At 72.3% G+C, this 21,201-nt stretch carries 19 protein-coding genes and 2 pseudogenes; 14 read left to right on the top strand and 7 right to left on the bottom strand.

Annotation, left to right across the window (positions count from 1 at the left end):
• Window positions 1–24: 24 nt before the first annotated feature.
• Window positions 25–1,419, bottom strand: a complete 1,395-nt coding sequence (locus ACLB9X_RS05620; RefSeq protein WP_410359093.1) for a DUF6421 family protein — start codon at window positions 1,417–1,419, stop codon at window positions 25–27.
• A gap of 313 nt (window positions 1,420–1,732) precedes the next feature.
• Here ACLB9X_RS05620 and ACLB9X_RS05625 point away from each other — a divergent pair, with 313 nt between their 5' ends.
• Window positions 1,733–2,416, top strand: a complete 684-nt coding sequence (locus tag ACLB9X_RS05625) for a glycerophosphodiester phosphodiesterase (protein ID WP_410359094.1) — start codon at window positions 1,733–1,735, stop codon at window positions 2,414–2,416.
• Window positions 2,417–2,479: 63 nt separating this feature from the next.
• Here ACLB9X_RS05625 and ACLB9X_RS05630 read toward each other — a convergent pair whose 3' ends face one another.
• The gene (locus ACLB9X_RS05630; RefSeq protein WP_410359095.1) at window positions 2,480–3,034 is read right to left on the bottom strand and encodes a GNAT family N-acetyltransferase; all 555 of its coding nucleotides are present in this window, start codon (window positions 3,032–3,034) and stop codon (window positions 2,480–2,482) included.
• 226 nt (window positions 3,035–3,260) lie between these two features.
• Here ACLB9X_RS05630 and ACLB9X_RS05635 point away from each other — a divergent pair, with 226 nt between their 5' ends.
• The 5 genes from ACLB9X_RS05635 (at window position 3,261) to ACLB9X_RS05655 (ending at window position 7,191) form a co-directional block, all read left to right on the top strand.
• A complete protein-coding gene (locus ACLB9X_RS05635) occupies window positions 3,261–3,815 on the top strand; it encodes a DUF5134 domain-containing protein (protein ID WP_410359096.1) in 555 nt (184 codons plus the stop codon).
• Window positions 3,816–3,911: 96 nt separating this feature from the next.
• Window positions 3,912–4,847: a M56 family metallopeptidase gene (locus ACLB9X_RS05640; RefSeq protein ID WP_410359097.1), complete on the top strand. Its 936-nt coding sequence runs from the start codon at window positions 3,912–3,914 to the stop codon at window positions 4,845–4,847.
• 33 nt (window positions 4,848–4,880) lie between these two features.
• Window positions 4,881–5,582, top strand: coding sequence for a phosphatase PAP2 family protein (locus ACLB9X_RS05645; RefSeq protein ID WP_410359098.1), 702 nt, complete (start codon window positions 4,881–4,883; stop codon window positions 5,580–5,582).
• Window positions 5,583–5,607: 25 nt separating this feature from the next.
• On the top strand, window positions 5,608–6,372 hold the full coding sequence (locus tag ACLB9X_RS05650) for an HAD family hydrolase (protein ID WP_410359153.1): 765 nt from the start codon (window positions 5,608–5,610) through the stop codon (window positions 6,370–6,372).
• A gap of 156 nt (window positions 6,373–6,528) precedes the next feature.
• Window positions 6,529–7,191, top strand: a complete 663-nt coding sequence (locus ACLB9X_RS05655; RefSeq protein ID WP_410359099.1) for a TetR/AcrR family transcriptional regulator — start codon at window positions 6,529–6,531, stop codon at window positions 7,189–7,191.
• On the opposite strand, the gene ACLB9X_RS05660 is transcribed toward ACLB9X_RS05655, so the two are convergent.
• A complete protein-coding gene (locus ACLB9X_RS05660) occupies window positions 7,167–8,678 on the bottom strand; it encodes an LVIVD repeat-containing protein (RefSeq protein WP_410359100.1) in 1,512 nt (503 codons plus the stop codon). The genes ACLB9X_RS05655 and ACLB9X_RS05660 overlap by 25 nt on opposite strands.
• Before the next feature lie 177 nt (window positions 8,679–8,855).
• On the opposite strand from ACLB9X_RS05660, the gene ACLB9X_RS05665 reads away from it, so the two are divergent.
• Window positions 8,856–9,521, top strand: coding sequence for a DUF305 domain-containing protein (locus ACLB9X_RS05665; RefSeq protein ID WP_410359101.1), 666 nt, complete (start codon window positions 8,856–8,858; stop codon window positions 9,519–9,521).
• Window positions 9,522–9,620: 99 nt separating this feature from the next.
• Window positions 9,621–10,967, top strand: coding sequence for an FAD-dependent oxidoreductase (locus tag ACLB9X_RS05670; RefSeq protein ID WP_410359102.1), 1,347 nt, complete (start codon window positions 9,621–9,623; stop codon window positions 10,965–10,967).
• Window positions 10,968–11,191: 224 nt separating this feature from the next.
• Here the strand turns inward: ACLB9X_RS05670 and ACLB9X_RS05675 are convergent, their stop codons facing one another.
• Window positions 11,192–11,536, bottom strand: a complete 345-nt coding sequence (locus ACLB9X_RS05675) for an ArsR/SmtB family transcription factor (protein ID WP_410359103.1) — start codon at window positions 11,534–11,536, stop codon at window positions 11,192–11,194.
• Window positions 11,537–11,732: 196 nt separating this feature from the next.
• Between ACLB9X_RS05675 and ACLB9X_RS05680 the strand changes: the two genes are divergently transcribed.
• The 5 genes from ACLB9X_RS05680 (at window position 11,733) to ACLB9X_RS05700 (ending at window position 16,943) form a co-directional block, all read left to right on the top strand.
• Window positions 11,733–12,812, top strand: a complete 1,080-nt coding sequence (locus tag ACLB9X_RS05680) for an NADH:flavin oxidoreductase/NADH oxidase (protein ID WP_410359104.1) — start codon at window positions 11,733–11,735, stop codon at window positions 12,810–12,812.
• 244 nt (window positions 12,813–13,056) lie between these two features.
• Window positions 13,057–14,142, top strand: a complete 1,086-nt coding sequence (locus tag ACLB9X_RS05685) for a WD40/YVTN/BNR-like repeat-containing protein (RefSeq protein ID WP_410359105.1) — start codon at window positions 13,057–13,059, stop codon at window positions 14,140–14,142.
• Window positions 14,143–14,232: 90 nt separating this feature from the next.
• Window positions 14,233–14,910, top strand: a complete 678-nt coding sequence (locus ACLB9X_RS05690; RefSeq protein ID WP_392326430.1) for a uracil-DNA glycosylase — start codon at window positions 14,233–14,235, stop codon at window positions 14,908–14,910.
• Window positions 14,907–15,890 (top strand): N-acetylglucosamine kinase, encoded by a 984-nt coding sequence (locus ACLB9X_RS05695; protein ID WP_410359106.1) that lies wholly within the window; start codon window positions 14,907–14,909, stop codon window positions 15,888–15,890. Before ACLB9X_RS05690 ends, ACLB9X_RS05695 begins: the two co-directional genes overlap by 4 nt.
• A 135-nt stretch (window positions 15,891–16,025) precedes the next feature.
• The gene (locus ACLB9X_RS05700; RefSeq protein WP_410359107.1) at window positions 16,026–16,943 is read left to right on the top strand and encodes a sirohydrochlorin chelatase; all 918 of its coding nucleotides are present in this window, start codon (window positions 16,026–16,028) and stop codon (window positions 16,941–16,943) included.
• Window positions 16,944–17,174: 231 nt separating this feature from the next.
• Here the strand turns inward: ACLB9X_RS05700 and ACLB9X_RS05705 are convergent.
• Both ACLB9X_RS05705 and ACLB9X_RS05710 read right to left on the bottom strand, forming a co-directional pair.
• Window positions 17,175–17,958, bottom strand: a pseudogene (locus tag ACLB9X_RS05705) (lactonase family protein).
• 129 nt (window positions 17,959–18,087) lie between these two features.
• Window positions 18,088–18,755: pseudogene (locus ACLB9X_RS05710) on the bottom strand (FUSC family protein); the annotation flags it as partial.
• Between the two features lie 450 nt (window positions 18,756–19,205).
• Here ACLB9X_RS05710 and ACLB9X_RS05715 point away from each other — a divergent pair.
• A complete protein-coding gene (locus ACLB9X_RS05715) occupies window positions 19,206–19,466 on the top strand; it encodes a tyrosine-type recombinase/integrase (RefSeq protein WP_410359108.1) in 261 nt (86 codons plus the stop codon).
• Window positions 19,467–19,515: 49 nt separating this feature from the next.
• On the opposite strand, the gene ACLB9X_RS05720 is transcribed toward ACLB9X_RS05715, so the two are convergent.
• Entirely contained in the window at window positions 19,516–21,015 is a 1,500-nt protein-coding gene (locus tag ACLB9X_RS05720) for an FUSC family protein (RefSeq protein ID WP_410359154.1), read from the bottom strand.
• Window positions 21,016–21,201: the final 186 nt, after the last annotated feature.

Below are 21,201 nucleotides of genomic sequence, written 5' to 3' on the forward strand. Positions count from 1 at the left end.
TGGTCGCCTCCTGGATGCGAGAGCTCACGCGGCCGCTCCGGCCGAAGCAGCGGTGATCCCCTTGGTGGAGGCGATCACGTTCTTCAGCTTCTTGGAGAGCGCCTCATAGAACATGCTCAGCGGAAACTCGTCCGGAAGCACGTCGTCCACCAGTTTGCGCGGCGGCTGGGACAGGTCGAGGGCCTCGGGGCCCTTGGCCCAGCGGGAGCCCGGGTGCGGGGGGAGGTAGGTGGAGACCAGCTCGTAGGCGGCGAACCAGTGGACCAGCTTCGGGCGGTCGATGCCGTCGCGGTAGAGCTTCTCGATCTCGGCGCACAGCTGGTTGGTGACCTGCGGCGCCCGCTCCCAGTCGATCTTCAGGGTGTTGTCGGTCCAGCGCACCACGTCGTGCTTGTGGAGGTACGCGAAGAGGAGCTGGCCGCCGAGGCCGTCGTAGTTGCGCGTCCGGTCGCCGGAGACGGGGAAGCGGAACATGCGGTCGAAGAGGACGGCGTACTGGACGTCGCGGCCGTGCTGGTTGCCCTCGGCCTCCAGCTTGACGGCCTCCTTGAACGCGGTGAGGTCACAGCGCAGTTCCTCCAGGCCGTACATCCAGAACGGCTGGCGCTGCTTGATCATGAACGGGTCGAACGGCAGGTCGCCGTGGCTGTGTGTGCGGTCGTGCACCATGTCCCACAGGACGAACGCCTGCTCGCAGCGCTTCTGGTCGCCGACCATCTCGCGGATGTCGTCCGGCAGCTCCAGCCCGAGGATGCGCACGGCCTCCTCGGTCACGGCGCGGAAGCGCGCGGCCTCGCGGTCGCAGAAGATGCCGCCCCAGGTGAAGCGCTCGGGGGCCTCGCGGACGGCGATGGTCTCCGGGAAGAGGACGGCCGAGTTGGTGTCGTACCCGGCGGTGAAGTCCTCGAAGGTGATGCCGCAGAAGAGAGGGTTGTCGTAGCGGGTGCGCTCCAGCTCGGCGAGCCACTCGGGCCAGACCATGCGCAGGACCACCGCCTCGAGGTTGCGGTCCGGGTTGCCGTTCTGCGTGTACATCGGGAACACGACGAGGTGCTGCAGTCCGTCCTCGCGGGCGGCGGCCGGGTGGAAGGCGAGCAGCGAGTCCAGGAAGTCCGGGACGGTGAAGCCGTCCTTCGCCCACTTGCGCAGGTCGGCGACGAGGGCCCGGTGGTAGGCCTCGTCGTGCGGGAGCAGCGGGGAGAGGTCCTCCACCGCGCCGACGACGCGCTCGACGGCGGCCTCGGCGTCGGAGGGGGCGGGGGCACCTTCTGCGTCGAAGTCGATGGAGCCGTCCTTGGACTGCCAGGGGCGGATCTCCTCGACGGCATTCTTGAGCACCGGCCAGCTCGGGTGGTCGACCACCCGCCCGGCGTGAGATATGCCCTTCTCGGCCATGTCCTGCACAAGAATTTCCGTCATGTCACTTCCTTCACGGGAGAACCTCGCGTCAAGACACCGTATAGGTCGGGCGTTCCTCCATACAAGAGGAGGCATAGGAAATTATCCTGCGCTACCCCCGTGATCGCAGAAGTTTTTACGGTGAGCGGCAGTCGTTACGGACAGTCCGCGACTTCCCCGGACGCGCGGCCGAGCAGCTTCCGGACACCCCGCGCGAGAACGGTCCCCTGTGCCGGAGGGGCCGTTAGGCTGCCTCCTTACCGCGTGCGCCCCCACCGCGTGGACGAGCGGGGGCCGGGCCGCGGGAGCCGCCGTCGACGGAAGCGAGAAAATCTTGACTTTCCTCACCATCGGTCATCGCGGGGTCATGGGCGTCGAGCCGGAGAACACCCTGCGCTCCTTCGTCCGCGCCGAGCAGTGCGGCATGGACGCCATCGAACTGGACCTGCATCTGACCAAGGACGGCGCGCTGGCCGTCATGCACGACGCCGATGTGGACCGCACGACCGACGGGAACGGCCCCATCGCCGAGAAGACCCTCGCAGAGCTGCGTCAGCTCGACGCGGGCATGGGCGAGCGCGTGCCCGTCTTCGAGGAGGTGCTCGACGCGGTGCGCTCGCCGCTGCAGGCGGAGATCAAGGATGTTGCGGCGGCGCGTGCGCTGGCCGAGGTGATGCACCGCCGCGACCTGGTGCCCCGGGTGGAGGTCTCCTCCTTCCACGACGACGCCGTCGCGGAGATCGCCTCGCTGGTGCCGGGCGTGCGTACGGTGCTGATCGCCAGCCGGTGGGAAGCGGACATCGTGGACCGGGCGAAGGCGGTGGGCGCCGCGTCGCTCGCGCTGAACATCCGCAGGCTCACACTGGAGACCGTCGAGCGCGCCCGCGGTGCGGGGCTGGGAGTGATCGGCTGGGTGGTCAACACCCAGGAGCACCTGCGGCTGGTGCGCGCCCTTGAACTGGACGGCGCGACCACCGACTTCCCCGAGATCCGCCGCACCGGGCGGTTCACCGCGTGAGGAAGCGGGCGGTCCGCCACGTGAGGAAGCGGGCGGTCCACCGTGTGAGGGAGCCGGCTCCGGTCAGCCGGTGAGGTCCTTCACCAGCAGCTCGAAGACCAGGTCGTCGCGCTGCGGGATGCCGAACCGCTCGTCGCCGTACGGGAACGGGCTCAGCTGTCCCGTACGGCGGTAGCCGCGGCGTTCGTACCAGGCGATCAGCTCCTCGCGGAGGCTGATCACCGTCATGTGCATCTCCCGCACGCCCCAGGTCTCGCGCACGCTGCGCTCCGCCTCCGCGATCACCCTGCGGCCGAGGCCGCCGCCCTGGAGGGCGGGTCGCACCGCGAACATGCCGAAGTAGGCGGCGTCGCCGCGGTGTTCGAGCTGGCAGCAGGCGATCGGCTCGCCGTCGCGCTCGACGACCATGAGCCGGCTGCCGGGCGCGGTGATCACCGCCAGCACGCCCTCGGGGTCCGTGCGCCGGCCGTGCAGGAGGTCGGCCTCGGTGGTCCAGCCCGCGCGGCTGCTGTCGCCGCGGTACGCCGACTCGATCAGCGGGACGAGCACCGGGACGTCGACCGCCACCGCGTCGCGGTAGGTGAGCTCGCCGGAAGCGCGGGGCGGTGCGGTGTCCATGGGCGGCTCCGTTTCGACCGGGTGCCGGGCACCGTGGGGCGCCGGAGGCACGGGGGGGTACGCGTGGCACGAGGGTAACGCGGCCCCCGGCGGCCGATGGGGGCCGGTCGCCCCGTGGGCTCCACCGTCCGCGCCCCTGACGCGCTCCCTTGTACTCCCGTGCGCTCGCGTGCGTCCTGTGCCGGCGGGCATGCCTCCTTCGACGCCGTCGAAGGGGGAGATGTGCGTGCACGGACCGATGACGTCCGGATGGCTGCTCATGGCGCTGTGCGCCGCGACCGGGGCGTACTGCCTGGTGCGGATGCGCAGTTGCACGGGTGACGCGCGTGAGGAGGCCGGGGGCGAGGCGCTGATGGGCTTCGGCATGGCGGCGATGGCCGTGCCGGCGGCCGTGCTCACGCTCCCGTCCTGGCACTGGGTGGTGTACGCCGCGGTGTTCGGCGTCGCGGCCCTGCGCGCGATATGGGCCCTGCGTACCGGCAGGCACCACGCGCATCATCTCGTGGCATGTCTGGCGATGGTCTACATGGCGGCGGCGATGGCGGGGCCCGCCGGCCCGCACGCGTCCCACGCCCCCACGGGAGTCCCCGTACTGACGGCTGCGCTTGTCGTCTACTTCGCGGCGTACGTGCTGCGCACCGGCCTGCGCCTCGTGCCGGTCGTGGCTCCCGCCGGAGCACCCGGTCCGGCGGCTTCCGCCCGGGGCGCCCCGCCGGAACTGGCGCCGGCCTGCAGAGTCGCGATGGGCATGGCGATGCTGGCGATGCTTCTGACGCTGTGAGCGGACTCGGGCGGTCCGCCCGTTCAAACCGTGGCGTACGTCACTTGACGCGCTGGGCCATACCGGCAGGTAGCCCGCGCTCATAGGCTGGATTCCATGATGGTCTCGCTCGCGCTGCTTCTGCTCGGCGTACTGGCCGCCGTTGTCGCCCCACGCCTGGTGTCACGCGGCGACTGGGCGGAGCGCGAGCCCGTCGTCGCTCTGTGGGTGTGGCAGTGCGTGGTCGCCGCCGTGCTCCTCTCGTTCGCCCTGTCCATGGTCCTGAGCGCGGCCGCGGCCTGGCAGCTGGTCCGCGGCCATGTCTTCGCCCCGGCACCCCACGGCGTCGTCGAGGCCTACGCACTGCGGGCGAACGAGCCCTGGTCCGCGGTGCTGGCGGTCCTGCTCGCCTGCGGCGGGCTGTGGACCGCGACGATGCTCACGCGGGAGGTACTGCGGGCCCACGCGCGGCGCCGTCGGCGGCACCGGGAGCTTCTGGTGCGCTCGCCCCTGCTGCCCGGCGAGGAGCCGGGCGACGAGCCGCTGGTGGTCCTGGAGGGCGAGCGGCCGGACGCCTGGTGGCTGCCGGGCGCGGCTCCCCAACTGGTCGTCACCACAGCTGCGTTGCGCAGGCTGAAGGGCCGTCAGCTGGATGCCGTGCTGGCGCACGAGCAGGGACACGCCCGGGCCCGGCACGACTGGCTGCTGCACTGTTCCGCCGCACTGGCCAACGGGTTCCCGCAGATCCCGGTGTTCGCGGCGTTCCGCGACGAGATGCACCGGCTGGTCGAGCTGGCCGCGGACGACGTCGCCTCGCGGCGGTACGGCCGGCTGACGATCGCCCTGGCCCTGGTCGAACTGAACGAGGAACGCGGGGTCTTCGGCCCCTGCCCGACGCCCGGCGCGGAGCTCCCCCAGCGGGTGAACCGGCTGCTGAGCCCCGTGCCGCGGTTCACCGCCGGCCGACGGCTTCAACTGACGGCGGCCGCGGCGCTGGTGCCCGTCGTTCCGCTGCTCGTGGCATTCGTCCCGGGCCTGCGCGCGCTGGGATAGCCGGACCGCCCGTCGGGAGGCCAGGATCGGCGCATGCCCCTCTCGCCCCGACTGAGCCCGGCCCCGTCCCAGGAAGCCCGCCGTCCGGCCCCGCGCGCGACCGCCGCGGCCCGTACGGGCACGGTCTGCGTCGCCCTGTCGGCCGTACTGACCGTGCTGGTGGTCCTGCCCTGGCCCCCGTTACTCGCCTTCGACCGTGACGTCGCGGAGGCGCTGCACAGCACCGCGGTCACCGAGCCCGCACTCACCCGCGTCAACCGGGTGCTGACGGACTGGGTGTGGGACCCGTGGACCATGCGCCTGCTGGCCGCCACGGTGACCGTGTGGCTCTGGGTGCGGCGCGAACGGCTCCTCTCCGTGTGGGTGGCCGCGGCGAGCGCCCTCGGTGCGGCCGTGCAGCAGTCACTGAAGGCGGTGGCGGGCCGGGAACGCCCGCGGTGGCCGGACCCGGTGGACTCGGCGCAGTACGCGGCGTTCCCCTCCGGTCACGCGATGACGGCGGTGGTCACCTGCGGACTGCTGCTGTGGCTGGCCCGGCGGTACGGGGCGTCCGGGCCCACCTGGGCGGCGGGCGTCGCGCTCGCCGTCGTGAGCGTCGCCGGCGTCGGCTTCACCCGCGTGTACCTGGGCGTCCACTGGCCCACCGACGTGGTCGCCGGGTGGCTGCTGGGGGCGGCCGTGGTGGCACTGACGGCGGTCTCCTACGACAGGGCGGTCTTGTCGCGGCGCCGCTGAACCGTGAAGGATCGGCGACATGGCGATCACGGCGGTGCTGTTCGACTTCTCCGGCACGCTGTTCCGCAGCGAGTCGGCCCACGACTGGCTCCGCGCGGTGCTCCGCGAGCGGGGCGCCGCGCTCCCGGAGTCCGAAGCGGACGGCCTCGCACGCCGGTTGGCCGAGGCCGGCGCCCTCCCCGGCGGGCCGCCGCCGCGCCGCCTGCCGGAGCGGCTGGCCGCGCAGTGGGCGCTGCGCGACACGACTCCGGAGCTGCACCGCGTCGTGTACACCGGCCTCGCCCGCGAGGTGGCGCTGCCCGACGAGGGCCTCTACGACGCGCTCTACGACCGCCACAAGACGCCCGCGGCCTGGCGCCCCTACCCGGACGGAGCCGAGGTGCTGCGCGGGCTGCGGGAGCGCGGCGTGGGGGTCGGCGTGGTGAGCAACATCGGGTGGGACCTGCGGCCGGTGTTCCGGGCGCACGGCCTGGACGCATGGGTCGACGCGTACACGCTGTCGTACGAACACGGGGTGCAGAAGCCGGACGTGCGGCTGTTCCGGGCGGCGTGCGAGGCGCTAGGCCGGGACCCGCGCGACGCCCTGATGGTCGGGGACCATCCGCCGGCCGACGGCGGCGCCGCGGACCTCGGGTGCGCGGTGCACTTCGTGGACCACCTGCCGGTGGACGAGCGGCCCGACGGGCTGCGCCCGGTGCTCGAACTGGTCGACCGCGGCCGTCGGCCGGCCGGGCACGTCGAGCGGGACCGCACCGGGCATTCGGTCGGCGACGCGACCGGAGCACACTGAAGACAGCCGACGGAATCGGGTGCGAAGCCACCCGGACCGGACGATCCCCCGCGTCGCCCGGTCCGGGCAGCACATCCGCCGGCCAGCCCCCGCCGGGCCTGGAGGCGGGATGCGCTGAGTATATTGGCTCGGAGCCAGTCAACGCAGGAGTACAGAATGTCCCCGCGGAGCGCAGAGGTCAATGAAGAACTTCGTCGGCGTTCGCGCGAGCGGCTGCTGCAGGCGACGGTGGAGCTGGTCGACGAGCGCGGATTCGAGGCGACGACCCTCGGCGACATCGCCGACCGGGCGGGCTCGGCCCGTGGCCTCGTCTCGTACTACTTCCCCGGCAAGCGCCAGCTGCTCCAGTCCGCGGTGCACCGGCTCATGCACCGCACGCTGGAGGCCGCGCTCGAACGCGAGCCGCGCACCGAGGACGGCCAGGAGCGCCTGGCGCGCGCCATCGACGCGATCCTGGGCCTCGCGGTCGAGCGTCCGCGGCTGATGCGTACGCACATGGCGGGGATCCTGCAGGCGGAGGGATTCGTGCAGTGCCCGGAGCAGCAGCGGCTCGCCGCCCTGCTGCGCGACACGGTGCAACGGTACGGCTCCACCGACGTGGACGCCGACTATCCGCTGCTGCGCGCCCTGCTGATGGGTGCGGTGTTCGCCGTGCTGCTGCCGGGTGCGCCCATGCCTCACGCACGGCTGCGCGCCGAGCTGTTCCAGCGTTACGGGCTGGACTGGGAGCTGGGCGTTCCGCCGGGCCCGCGCGGACCCGGCGGAGCGTCTCGCGCCGTCCCGGCCGGTCCGGGTCAGTCGTCGAAGTCCTCGAAGTAGTCCGGCTGCGTCTGCACGTTGAGCTCGTGCATCCGCACCCGCGCTCCGGCGTCGGTGCGCCGGTCGTCGATCCTGAGGACGTCGAGGCCCTTGGCGATGTCGTTGGAGTAGATGTAGCCGTTGTAGTAGTACGCGGACCAGGAGCCCGCGACGACGAGGTTGTTCGAGCTGACCGGGCCGCGCTCGAAGTACGCGATCTCCTCGGCCCGGTCGGCGTCGGTGAAGTCCACCACCGAGACGCCGCCCTGGTACCAGGCCTGGACCATGATGTCGCGGCCCTTGACCGGGATCAGCGAGGCGTTGTGCGCCACGCAGTTCTCCGTGTCCGCCTGGTGCCGGTCGATCTTGAAGTAGCTGCGGAAGACCAGCTTGCGCCGGTCGCCCTTGCCCTTGATGTCGTAGATGCCGTCCGCGCCGCGGTGGGGGCCGACCCGGGTGTTGCAGGTGGCCGCGACGCCGCCGCCCAGTTCGTCGGCGAAGACGACCCTGTTCGCCTTCCGGTTGAAGGTGGCCGAGTGCCAGAAGGAGAAGTTCACGTTGTCCTGGACGCGGTCGATGACCCGCGGGTGCTCCGGGTCCTCGATGTCGAACAGGATGCCGTCGCCCATGCAGGCTCCGGCGGCGAGGTCCTTCGAGGGCAGCACGGTGATGTCGTGGCAGCCGGTGGTCTTGGAGACGCCCGGGTTGGTCGGCCCGCCCGGGTTGCCGCCTCCGTCGGGGCCCTCGCCGGGGAAGAGCACGGGGAAGTTCACGACGGCGGCCTTCTCGGGTGCCGTGCGGGGCACCTTGATGACGGAGATGCCGTCATGCGGCGGCCGGCAGTCGGGGAACGCGGCGTTCGGCGCGTACGAGGAGACGTAGATGTACACGTTCCTGCGCTCGGGCACGAGGGTGTGGGTGTGCGAGCCGCAGGCGGTCTCGACGGCGGCGACGTACTTGGGGTTGCGCTTGTCGCTGATGTCGAAGATCTTCATGCCCTCCCACGACGACTTCTCCGTGGCGGGCTGCGAGGTGCTGTTGCAGGAGTTGTCGCTGCGCGAGGAGTCGGTGGAGAGGAAGAGCAGATCGCCGGAGACGCTGATGTCGTTCTGCGATCCGGGACACAGCACCTGGGCCACGGACTTCGGTGACCTCGGGTCGCTGATGTCGAAGATCCGGAAGCCGTCGTAGTTGCCGGCGAAGGCGTACGAGCCCTGGAACGCGATGTCCGAGTTGGTGCCCTTGAGCGCATCCTTGGGGATGTTGCTCACGTGCTCGATGTTGTCGCTGTGGACGATGTCGTCCACAGCGGGGATCTCGCCGCTCGCGATGGCGGACCGGGTCCCGGCCGCCTGGCTCGACGAGACTTCGCCACCGGCCGGAGCGTCTCCCGGGTCGGGAATCGCGACGGCCGGTCCCGCGGTCAGCAGCGCGGCCAGCAGACCGGCCGCGGCTGCCGCCGCGCCGAGACGTCTGCGCCGCACGCGGGTGGTGTGCAACGGGGTCACTGCATCCTCCCTTGTCGCCGTTCATGGCCGAACGGTTCAACGGACCCCGGCAGTATCGTCCTTTGCATGCGCATCTCAACAGATGGCAACACACACATCATGAAGGATTCTGATCGACTCGCCGCGCGTTCAAGCAAGTACGCTCCCCTGACATCCCAAGTGTCCCAGGAGGTCGTCGTGTTGAAGCCCCGCCGATCCGCGCGCACTCGAACCTCGTTCACGGCGGCGGTGGTTGCCGCCGCCGCGCTCGTCCTGGCGGCCTGCGACGCGGACTCCGGCACGCGCGCCGAGGCGGGCACGGACAAGGGGACGTCGGTCGTCGCCCCCGGGAAGCCGGGCGAGCCCGCGAAGACCCTGTCCCCCGAGGAGGCCGCGAAGGCCGTGCCGGACGACAGCCCCAACTCCGCCGACTTCCGCTACGCACAGATGATGATCAAGCACCACGAGCAGGCACTGGTGATGACCTCGCTGGCCGACGGCCGCGCGGGCTCGTCCCGCATCGAACGGCTCGCGGGCCGCATCGCCGCCGCGCAGGAACCCGAGGTGGGGGCGATGCGAGCGTGGCTGAAGACCCACGCCGGCGGAGGAAGGGCCGGCTCCCACGAGCACGACCACGCCTCCATGCCAGGCATGGCCACCGACGCCCAGCTCGACCAGTTGCGCCACGCCGAGGGGCCGGCCTTCGACGAGCTCTTCCTCAAGCTCATGATCACGCACCACCAGGGGGCGATCACCATGGCGGCCGACGTCCTGTCGCACGGCAACAACGTCACGGTGGAGGAGATGGCGAACGACGTGATCGCGCAGCAGACGAGTGAGATCGGCCGGATGCGGTCGCTGTGAACAGCCGCGACGAAGTGGCGCGACGACACCCCGGCGGGAGGCTCCCCAGGCGCGCACGCCGGTGCGATGCTGGAATCCCCTGCGGGAAGGAGCGCAGCCGTGCTTCGTGTCGCCGTCGTCGGATCGGGCCCCAGTGGGGTGTACGCCGCTCAGGCCCTCGTCCAGCAGACCGCCGTGCCCGACGTCCGGGTGCACATCCTGGACCGTCTCCCCTGCCCGTACGGACTCGTGCGCTACGGGGTCGCCCCCGACCACGAGAAGATCAAGTCGCTGCAGAACAACCTGCGGTCCGTGCTGGAGGACGAACACATCGACTTCCTCGGCAACGTCGAGGCCGGGGCGCAGGGTCTGGCGCCGGCGCGGCTGCTGGAGCTGTACCACGCCGTCGTCTACTGCGTGGGGGCGGCGCGGGACCGCAGGCTCGGCATTCCCGGTGAGGACCTGCCCGGCAGCCACTCCGCCACGGACTTCGTCTCCTGGTACAGCGCCCACCCCGACGCGGTGGCCGGCGGTTTCCCGCTCGGCGGGCCGTCGGCCGTGGTGATCGGGGTGGGCAACGTGGCCGTCGACGTGGCCCGCATCCTCGCCCGGGGCGCGGATGAACTGCGGCCCACGGACGTGCCCGAACCGGCGCTCGCGGCGCTCGCGGCGAGCGGCGTGCGCGATGTGCACATGGTGGGCAGGCGCGGCCCGTCCGGTGCGAAGTTCACCACCAAGGAGCTGCGGGAACTGGGCGCGCTGCCCGGGGCCGACGTGCTGGTCGAGCCGGCGGACCTCGCCCTGGAGACGGCGTACGCCGACCCCGAGGCCGTGCCCGCCCTCGTCCGCCGCAACCTCCTGGTCGTCCGCGAATGGGCCGCCCGGCGCCCCACGGGCCGGGCCCGGCGCATCCATGTGCGCTTCTTTCTGCGCCCGGTCGAGGTGCTGGAGCGCGGCGGGCGGGCCGCGGGGGTCCGCTTCGAGCGCACAGTGCCCGACGACCGGGGCGGGGTGCGCGGCACGGGCGCGTACGAGGACATCGAGGCGCAGCTGGTGCTGCGGGCGGTGGGCTACCGGGGCGTCCCGACGGCCGGCCTCCCGTTCGACGCGGATCGCGGCATCGTGCCGAACGAGGCCGGGCGGGTCCTGAGGGACGGCATGCCCTCCCCCGGCGAGTACGTGGCGGGGTGGATCAAGCGGGGACCGACGGGCGTCATCGGCACCAACCGGCCGTGCGCCAAGGAGACCGTCGCCTCGCTGCTGGAGGACGCGGCGCGGCTGGCCGCCAGGCCGGTCGCGGCCGACCCGCTCGCGGAGCTGCGCGCGGCCGGCCACCGTCCGGTCGCCTGGCCGGGCTGGCTGGCCATCGAGTCGGCCGAGCAGGCCCTGGGCCGCACGCTGGGCCGGCGCTCGGTCAAGATCGCGGACTGGCAGGGCCTGCTGACGGCCGCGGACGCGGCGGACTGAGGCGACACCGGCCGCGTCGGCGGCCGGATCCGGGCCGGTCCGGGCCGCGGTCTCGGCCGGACGCCGACCGGACGGACGCGGCGTCGGCCGCATCGGCCGGGCCGACGGCTGCGGAACGAGCGCCTCCGGGCGGCCGGCCCGTCGCGAAACGGCCGACCGGGCCCTTCGGGCCGAAGGCGGCCGCGGACATGGGCCACGCCCAGGATGGGAGCGGGTCCGGCGGGTCAGGTGAGGCGGGCGTCCTGGCCCTCGGCCGCGGCGAGCACGCTGTCGAGCAGGCCCGGGAAAAGGGCCTCCAGGTCGTCCCGGCGCAGGCAGTTGAGCTTGGCCGTGCCGCGGTAGATCTGCTGGATCACGCCGCTCTCGCGCAGCACCCGGAAGTGGTGCGTGGTCGTCGACTTGGTGACGGGCAGCTCGAAGTACGAACAGGACAGCTCGTCGTCGGTCGTCGCCAGCTCCCGCACGACCCGCATGCGCATGGGGTCGGACAGCGCGTGGAGCACGCTCTCCAGCCGGATCTCGTCCCGCGCGGGGTGATCGAGAACTCGGGCGCTGCTCACGCTGGTCACGGCGGCTCCGCTTCGTCCGGGGTTCGTCCGATGGGCTTCGTACGACACGGGGCGCGGCCCCGCACCCCGAACCCATTGTACGAGAACCCTCGTAGTTTGACACTTACCGTACTACGATGGCTATCGTACGAACATGACGGAGTCCCGCCCCGTGATTCCGTACCCAGGTTCCACCCCGTCCGAAAGGGAGTCCGCCGTGAGCTCGCTGTTCCAGCCCTACACCCTGCGCTCGCTGACCATCCCCAACCGCGCCTGGATGGCGCCGATGTGCCAGTACAGCGCGGAGGTCTTCGGCCCGAACGCGGGCGTCGCGGGCGACTGGCACTTCACCCACTACGCGGCCCGCGCCGCCGGGGGCACCGGCCTGATCCTCGTCGAGGCGACCGCGGTCAGCCCCGAGGGCCGGATCAGCCCCGCGGACCTCGGCATCTGGAACGACACGCAGGTGGAAGCGTTGCGGCGCATCACCCGCTTCCTCAAGAGCCAGAACACCGTTCCGGGCATCCAGCTCCCCCATGCCGGCCGCAAGGCCTCGACCGACCGGCCCTGGAAGGGCGGCGCGCCGCTCGGAGCCGACGAGCACGGCTGGCAGCCGCTCGGCCCCAGCCCGGTCCCCTACGACGAGGGACACCCCGTGCCCGACGAGCTGACGCGGGAGGGGATCGATGAGATCGTCGGGCAGTTCGCGGACGCGGCCCGCCGGGCGCTCGACGCGGGATTCGAGATCGCCGAGGTCCACGGCGCGCACGGCTACCTGATCGGCGAGTTCCTCTCGCCGCACAGCAACCACCGCACCGACGAGTACGGCGGTTCCTTCGACAACCGGGTCCGCTTCGCGCTGGAGGTCGTCGACGCCGTGCGCGCGGTCTGGCCGGAGGAACTGCCCCTCTTCTTCCGTATCTCGGCCACCGACTGGCTTCAGGAGCAGGGCTGGACGCCCGACGACACCGTGCGCTTCGCCTCTCTCCTCAAGGAGCACGGTGTCGACCTGCTCGACGTCTCCTCCGGCGGCAACGCCGCGCACGTCCGCATCCCCACCGGCCCCGGCTACCAGGTGCCCTTCGCCGCGCAGGTCAGGGCGGAGACCGGGCTGCCGGTCGCCGCGGTCGGGCTGATCACCGAGGCCGAGCAGGCCGAGAAGATCCTCTCCAACGGGGAGGCGGACGCCGTGCTGCTCGGCCGGGAGCTGCTGCGCAACCCGTCGTGGGCACGGCACGCGGCCCGCACGCTCGGCGCCGAGGTCCACGTACCGCAGCAGTACCACCGCTCCGTCTGACCCGTCCGTCCCTCAGGGCGGCCCCTCGGGGCCGCCGGCGGCGGCCCGCCGGGAGCTCTCTCCCGGCGGACCGGCGTGCGTGCGGGAATTCACCCGCGCACACCGATGAGTTTCGCCGGCCGGGACGGTCGGTACTGCTGTCGCGGGGCCGACGTGCGCACAGACCGCATCGCAGGACGCTGTCAGTGGTCGGGTGCAGACTGGCCCAGATCCGAGACAACGGCGTCCTGGAGGGATATCGGCCATGACCGATGTACTGCTCACCGTAGGCACTCGCAAAGGGCTCTTCATCGGCCGCAGAAGGGCAGGTGCGTGGGATTTCGACGGCCCCCACTTCAACGCGCAGGCGGTCTACTCGGTCGGCATCGACACGCGCAGAGCAGTGCCGCGGCTGCTCGTCGGCGGTGACAGCTCGCACTGGGGGCCGTCCGTCTTCCACTCGGACGACCTCGGCAGGACCTGGGTCGAGCCGAAGAAGCCGGCGGTGAAGTTCCCCAAGGACACCGGCGCCTCGCTGGAGCGGGTGTGGCAGCTCCATCCAGCGTCCGACGCGGCACCGGACGTGGTCTACGCAGGCACCGAGCCGGCCGCGCTGTTCCGCTCCGAGGACGGCGGGGAGACCTTCGAGCTCGTCAGGCCGCTGTGGGAGCACCCGACCCGCTCGCAGTGGGTGCCGGGCGGCGGCGGTGAAGGTCTGCACACGGTGGTCACGGACCACCGGGACCCCGACGCGGTCACGGTCGCGGTGTCGACGGCCGGCGTGTTCCGCACCCGCGACGGGGGCGCGAGCTGGGCGCCCGCCAACAAGGGGGTGTCGGCGGTCTTCCTCCCCGATCCGAACCCGGAGTTCGGGCAGTGCGTGCACAAGATCGCCCAGGACGCGGCGAACCCGGACCGCCTCTACCTGCAGAACCACTGGGGCGTCTACCGCAGCGACGACGCCGGCACCACATGGACCGACATCGGCGCCGGACTGCCGTCCGACTTCGGTTTCGCGGTGGCCGCGCACCGGCACCGCGCCGACACGGCGTACGTCTTCCCGATCACCGCCGACTCCGATCGCGTCCCGGCCGGCCGGCGCTGCCGGGTCTACCGGACCGGCGACGCGGGCGGCAGCTGGGGGGCCCTGTCGGTGGGCCTGCCCGAGGGCGACCACTTCGGCACGGTGCTGCGCGACGCGATGTGCACGGACGACGCGGACCCCGCCGGCGTCTACTTCGGCAACCGCAACGGCGAGCTGTACGCGAGCGCGGACGACGGCGACTCCTGGCAGCAACTGGCCTCGCACCTCCCCGACGTGCTGTGCGTGCGGGCGGCGGTGATGCGCTGACGGGGCCGGTCGGGGTCGGCGGCCCACGGCCGCCGGGAAACGGATCATGTGGTGCCGCGGGTGCCGACCGCACCAGTAGCATGACGCCCCGTGGCACCACGACCGTTGAAAGAAATCATCGAGCCCGGCTGGGCCGACGCTCTCGCACCCGTCGCCGAACGCATCGCCGCCATGGGGGACTTCCTCCGCGCGGAGATCGCCGCCGGACGCACGTATCTGCCCGCCGGACAGCATGTGCTGCGTGCGTTCCAGCAGCCGTTCGACGACGTCCGCGTGCTGATCGTCGGTCAGGACCCGTACCCGACGCCGGGCCATGCCGTCGGGCTCAGCTTCTCGGTGGCACCGGACGTGGCGCCGTGGCCGCCCAGCCTCGACAACATCTTCCGGGAGATGCACGCCGACCTCGGCCATCCCCGTCCCTCCAACGGGGACCTCACGCCCTGGACGCGTCAGGGCGTGCTGCTGCTCAACAGGGCGCTGACCACCGCGCCGCGCAAACCCGCCGCGCACCGCGGCAAGGGGTGGGAAGAGGTCACGGAGCAGGCGATCCGCGCGCTGGCGGCGCGCGGCAAGCCGCTGGTGTCGGTGCTGTGGGGCCGGGACGCGCGCAATCTGCGCCCGCTGCTGGGGGACCTGCCGGCGATCGAGTCGTCGCATCCCTCGCCCATGTCCGCGGACCGCGGTTTCTTCGGTTCGCGCCCGTTCAGCCGGGTCAACGAACTGCTGATCCGGCAGGGCGGGCAGCCCGTCGACTGGCGGCTGCCGTGATCCGAGTGCTCGGCGTCGACTCGGGCGGCTCCGGTCTGCGGGTAGCGCTCGCCGAGGCGGGCGCGCTGGAGAAGGCCGAGACCTCGGTGTCGGCCGAGCCGGTGCGCACGGGGCCGGACGGGATCGACGCCGGGCACATGCTGGAGCAGCTCGTGCCGATGGCGCGGGCCCTCCTGGAGCGGGCCGGCGGCGGCGAGCCGGCGGCCGTGGTGATCGGCGCGGCCGGGATGGCCACGCTGGGCGGCCGGCTGCGTGCCGAGTTGCCCGCCGCGCTGGCCGCGTCGCTCGGCGTGCGGCGGCTGGGCCTGGCCGCCGACGCGGTGACGGCGTACGCCGGTGCGCTGGGTCAGCGGCCCGGTGCCGTGGTCGCCGCGGGCACGGGCATGATCGCGGTCGGCACGGACCTCGCGTCGTGGCGCCGGGCCGACGGCTGGGGCCATCTGCTGGGCGACTGCGGCGGCGGGGCCTGGATCGGCCGGGCCGGCCTGGAGGCGGCGCTGCGCGCGTACGACGGGCGCAGGGGCGGTTCGCAGGCGCTGCTGGCGCGGACGGAGGCCGTGTTCGGTCCGGCGGCTGAGCTGCCGGGGCTGCTCTATCCCCGCGCCGACCGGCCCGCGATGCTGGCCTCGTTCGCTCCCGAGGTCGCGGCCTGCGCCGATCACGACCGGGTCGCGGCGGGCATCCTCGCGCGCGCGGCCGGGCACATCGCGGAGGCTGCCGCGGCCGTGTGCCCGGCGGCGGCCGAAGCACCGGGCGGGTGCGAGGTCGCGGTGACCGGCGGGGTGCCGAAGCTCGGCGACCCGCTGCTCGTCCCCCTGCGGGCCGAGTTCGCGCACCAGGTCCCCAGGGTCCGCCTCGTCCCGGCCGCCGGCGATCCGCTGTACGGCGCGCTGCTTCTCGCGGAGGCCGTGGCGACCGGCGGGCTGCTGCTGCCGCCGCATCCCGCCATGCTGCACGTCGTGACGGATCCGGCCACGTGATCCACCCGTCGCCGGGCGGATCACGGACCCGGACGTGTGATCCACTCGTCGCCAGGCGGATAAACACGGACAGAAGACGCACGACTGCCCCCTCCCCGAACAGCCGCGCCCACAAAGCCAGTAGCATGCGGCGCCATGAGCTCCCCCACTGGGCCTGCACCCGGCCTGCCTGTACGAATGCCACGCCCCCGACAGACCGGGCGACACCGCCGCCCGGAGCCCGTGGCCGCTCCCGAGGGCGCGCCCGCGCTCGTTCTCGCCGTGCCCGGTGCCCCCGCGCCCACGACGCGCAGCCTGGCCGAAGAGGTCATCAGCATCGCCCGGTCCGAGCTGCCCGGCCTCGAGGTCGCCATCGGTTACATCGACGGCGACGACGAGGAGTACCCGACACTGGTGTCGGTTCTCGCCCGCACCGCGGCCGTCCGCACCGAGCGGTACGAGATCGCCAAGGCCGCCGGCCGCGAGGTCGCCGAGCCCGAGGGCCCTGCCGCCGTCGTCGTCCCGCTGCTGGCGGGCCCGGACAACGCGCTCATGCGCCGGATCCGCGAGGCCCTGATGGACAGCCGGGTCACGGTGGAGCTGACCGATGTCCTCGGTCCGCACCCGCTGCTCGCCGAGGCCGTGCACGTCCGGCTCTCCGAGGCCGGTATGGCACGTGCCGACCGGGCGCGGCTGTTCACGGTGGCGACCGCGGCCGACGGCATCATCCTCGCCACGGTGGGCGGCGAGGAGGCCGTGCAGGCCGCCGGTATCACCGGCATGCTCCTGGCGGCACGCCTGGCCGTGCCGGTGATGGCCGCGGCGCTCGACGAGCCGGGCTCGGTGGCCGCGGTCGCGGAGGAGCTGCGGGGTTCGGGCTCCGTCCAGCTGGCGCTTGCGCCGTACCTGGTGGGTCCTGAGCTGCCGGAGGGGCTGCTCGACGCCGCCGTGAAGGAGGCCGGCTGCGCCGCCTCCGAGGCCCTCGGCGCTTACCCGGCCATCGGCAAGCTGGTGCTGTCGCAGTACGCGACCGCCCTGGGCATCGCCCAGCCGCAGGGGACTCAGCTGCGCTGACGCCCCGTCGGGCGTCGATGACGAAGGGTCCGTGCCGGGCGACATGTCGACCGGCCCGGACCCTTCGCGTGCGCGCGGCCGATCGCCGTGCACCGGAGCCGTGCGCCCGGCCGGCCTCGTGCGCCGGAACCGTGCGCCCGGCCGAATCCCCGTGTGCCCGAACCGTGCGCCCGGCCGAATCCCCGTGTGCCCGAACCATGCGCCCGGGCGATCGCCGTGCGCCGGAACCGGTCAGGCGAAGACGACGCAGGACGCGGCCGGGACCCGCAGCGACCCGGCGCGGTGCGGGATGCCCGTCGCCTCGTCGACGCAGAACCAAGTGACGTCCCCGGAACGCTCGTTCGCCGCGTAGAGCCTGCGACCGGAGGGATCGAGGGCGAGGTCGCGGGGCCAGTGGCCGCCGCACGGGACCGTGGTCACGAGCTCCGCCTTCTCGAAGGTCTCGTCCAGCTCCAGCACCGCGATGGCGTCGTGGCCCCGGATCGCGGCCCACACCCGCCTGCCGTCGGGCGCGACGACGACTGCCGAGGGGTACGCCGGTCCTGCCACGCCGTCCGGCAGGACACGGATCGCGGTGCCCGGCTCCAGCGTCCCGGTGCTGTCGTCCCAGCGGCACGCGGTCAGCGTCGGCTCCAGGCGCGACCGGGCCCGGGGCCCCGCCCGGGCCGAGCGGCAGCACGCTGACGCTGCCGGAGCCGTAGTGGGCGGTCAGCAGCCGGCTCCGGGTGACGGCGAGGTGCGTCGGGCTGTGGCCGCCGACGGATACCGGTCCGCCGATCGGGCGCAGCGTGCCGCCGGCGATGTCGAAGGCGGCGACCGCGCCGTCGGCCGTCTCGGACACGGCGTACAGGACCGAGTCCGCCGCGGCGAGGTAGGAGGGGTCGGCCACCGCGCGGGTGGCGGCGGTGGCCGTCAGGGCACCGGTGCCGGGATCCACCGAGGGGGCGACGACCCCCCGTCCGCCCGCCGAGGTGAACGATCCGATGAACGCCCGCACCGCGCGTGTGTCACCCACCGCAGTCCCCTCCCCGCCCCGTGGGTCGCCGGTGGACCGTCCACGGGCCGTGCACGGGTGCGCGGCCCCGACGGTAGCAGCAGGTCTAGACCAAGAGGGATCGCCGGCGGTGGCGACGGCGCCGGCCGGTCACGCCGGCACGAGCGGGGCGCGCGGGGAGGTGCGTACGGGCTGGGCGAGGTCCGCGAGCGCGCGTTCGAGGCCGTGGAGGTGACTGAGCGCGGCCTCGGCCCCCGGGTGGTGCGGCGGGACGTGCACGACCTCGGTCGCGACGGACGGGTGGGCGGGCCGCGCCGGTACGAGTGCGTGGACGGCTGCCTCGACGCGGCCGCAGGCGGCCGCGAGCCGGGCGTCGTGCGACGCCTGCGGATCAGCGGCGACGGCGGCCAGCCCGCGGACCTCGCGGGCGCACACGTCGAGCAGTTCGATGACCCGGCGCGCGCGGGCCTTGCGGGCGTGCAGCGGGCTGAGCGGGTGGACCAGCGGGGCGAGCGAGAGGCGTACGCGGCCGAGCAGGAGCTCCAGCTCCGCGGCGAGCGGCGCGGGGTCGGCCGCCTCGTCGCCGGCGAGACGCCGTGCGGCCGTGGTCGTGCAGTCGTGCACGCACCGCACCGCACGCCGGATCCAGGCGTCAGTCGCGGCATGGGTGGTGACGGGCAGGACCAGCGCGACGGCGAGCACCGCGCCCAGCGCGCCGACGGCGGTCTCCGCCAGGCGCAGGAGCAGCAGACCCGGGTGGACACGCCGAGCAGCCCGTAGAGCAGCCCGGCCATGACGGTCACGAAGAACATCATGAATGGTTTGGTGCAGCGGTTCTCGCAGGTCAGGGGGCTGCCGACCGAGAGGAGGTCAGCAAAGAGTCAGCATCAGCGTGTTGTGCGCCGATGGCGGGAGTCGTCGCCACCCCGATCGCACTTGAAGGCCGGTGCGCCATCCGTGACGTAGCGAAGCCGTGGCGTATCTCGACGACCCCATCCCCGCTGCTGACGGTTGGCCTCGCTGCGGTGGCACACCCTCTGACAACCAGCTCCTAGGCCTGAAGCATCCTCGCCTGAGCCGACAGCTCGCATGGGCAGCATTCCGACTCGCAACAGGTCTGTGTGCAGGCGAGCGGTCACGCATAGCACGTGATCCCCGGTTACGGAAATCGGGGATTCTCCGGGCCATGACCACTGTCCGCAACAGTCCACGGTACCGATGAGAACGGATACCTGCTTGTCAAGGGAAATGGCTCTGGGAACCAGCACATGCAGCATTACTTCTACGGGAAACAGACCCTGCGGTGGCGATGGGACAGATGTCTCGAACGGGCGGGCGTAGAGGTCAAGTACACGATGTACTCCCTCCGCCACTACTTCGCATCGAACTGTCTTACCCAGGGCATTCCCATCACTGATGTCGCCGAGTGGATGGGACACAAATCAATCGAGGTCACCTACCGGATCTACCGGCACCTGGTGCCAGGCTCCATCACAAGAGCTGCCAAGATCCTCAACGAGCGGCTATGAGCCGTCCGGCAGAGAGCGCCGGACCGTAGGTCGACACTCTTCCTCCCGTTCAGGAACGGACAAGCGGAGGACGCTGAGACGACCCAAGCGGCATCGCCAACTCCGACAGAGCCTTCTCCAAGCCGCGCAGATGCACGAGGGCCGGCTCCGTCTCGTCCTGCTGAGGTATCTCGCCGGCAGCGGACGCCACTCGCCTGCGCCCCAGGTCCCCGGCAGTGAGTGCTTCCACCGCTGCCTGGACGCGCCAGCATGCAGCGGCCAGACGGGCGTCGTGCGACGCGACAGGATCGGCAGCAACGGACACCAGACCCCGCACTTCGCGTGCGCAGTCGTCGAGCAGCTCAATGACGTGGCGGGCACGGGCTTTCCGAGCACGGAAGGGAGCCAGGGGGTGCATCAATGGGGCGAGTGCCATCCGTACGCGGCCGAGCAGCAGTTCCAGTTCGGCGGCGTGCGGGGCAGGGTCACGCTTCGGGTCTCCAGCGAGGCGAGCGGTCGCCTCCGCCGTGGCAGCGTGCACGCAGTGCAGTGCCCGCTGGATCCAGGCATCGTTCGTGGCGTGTGTGGTGACCGGTAGGACGAGGGCCACGGCCAACGCGGCACACAATGCGCCCACACCAGTCTCTGCGAGACGGAGCCCGAGCAGGCTGGGGTCCAGCACGCCCAGCAGGCCGTAGAGCAGGCTGACCATAACGGTCACTGCCAGCATCATCCAGGAATACGAGACGGCGGCGGTGTAGAAGATTCCGAAGACGCAGGCGGCAACCAGGGCGGCCGTCGGCGCGGGCGCGCCATGCAGCGGGATGGCGACCAGCAGGCCGACGGCGATACCGATGACAGTTCCGAGGACCCGGCGGAAACCGCGGACCAGGGTTTCGCCGCGAGAAGCCGTGTTGACGAAGATCCACCAAGCAGTACCGACGGCCCAGTACCAGCGCTCTTCGGAGAGCAGTTGCCCGACCGTAAGCGCGAGAGCCGAGGCCGCGGTGGCCTGGAAGGCTTGCCGGGTGGTGGGCCGCGCCAATCCGCTGCCCGGCAGGGCCGGCGGGGCAGCCGCGGGTGGGGTGTGGCGCTCGATGGGCCAGAACACGAAGCGCGTGGCGCCGGCCGCGAAGAGGGCAAGGCCCACAGCGGTGTACAGCTCGGGCAGCTGAGCGGGAACCGCGTGCAGGAACTGCGTGATGAAGAAGTTCATGAACGCGAAGATCCCGAGCGCGTGGCCCCGCGGGCCCCAGCGGCGGGCATAGACCCCACAGAAGACGACGGCCAGGAACGCGGCGTCACGAGCCGGGGTGATGCCGTGCAGTGTGGTGGCAAGCGCCAGCACGGGGAATCCGGTGATGGGAAGCAGGGCGGTGGTGATCCGCTGGTCACGGACGGTCGCATCGGTGACCGTGAAGAGGGCAAGCAGTGCCGCGAGCCCTCCGGCGATCGATGCCGTGAGCGATAGCCCGCACAGTTCGGAAACGGCGACGGCAGCTGCGACACCGATGACAGCGCGGGTCGCGTTCCGCAGCCTCAAGCCCCCTGGGTCAGGAGCCAAGAACATCCTCTTCACGGCGGTGAGCCGCCCCCCTTGCGGTGGTACGCGTCCTGCCCACAGTCGTCCTGGGTGGCGGACAACAAGCAGGCACGACGAAGGCACCGCGGTGCGGACCGGCCTCGTCGCCGTCCGGCGCTACGCGGCGCCGCAAGTACATGGATAGGGCAAGAATAAGCACCTCCGGCTACTGGC

The sequence above is a fragment of the Streptomyces sp. 5K101 genome (genome assembly GCF_046506645.1).
Lineage (GTDB): Bacteria > Actinomycetota > Actinomycetes > Streptomycetales > Streptomycetaceae > Streptomyces.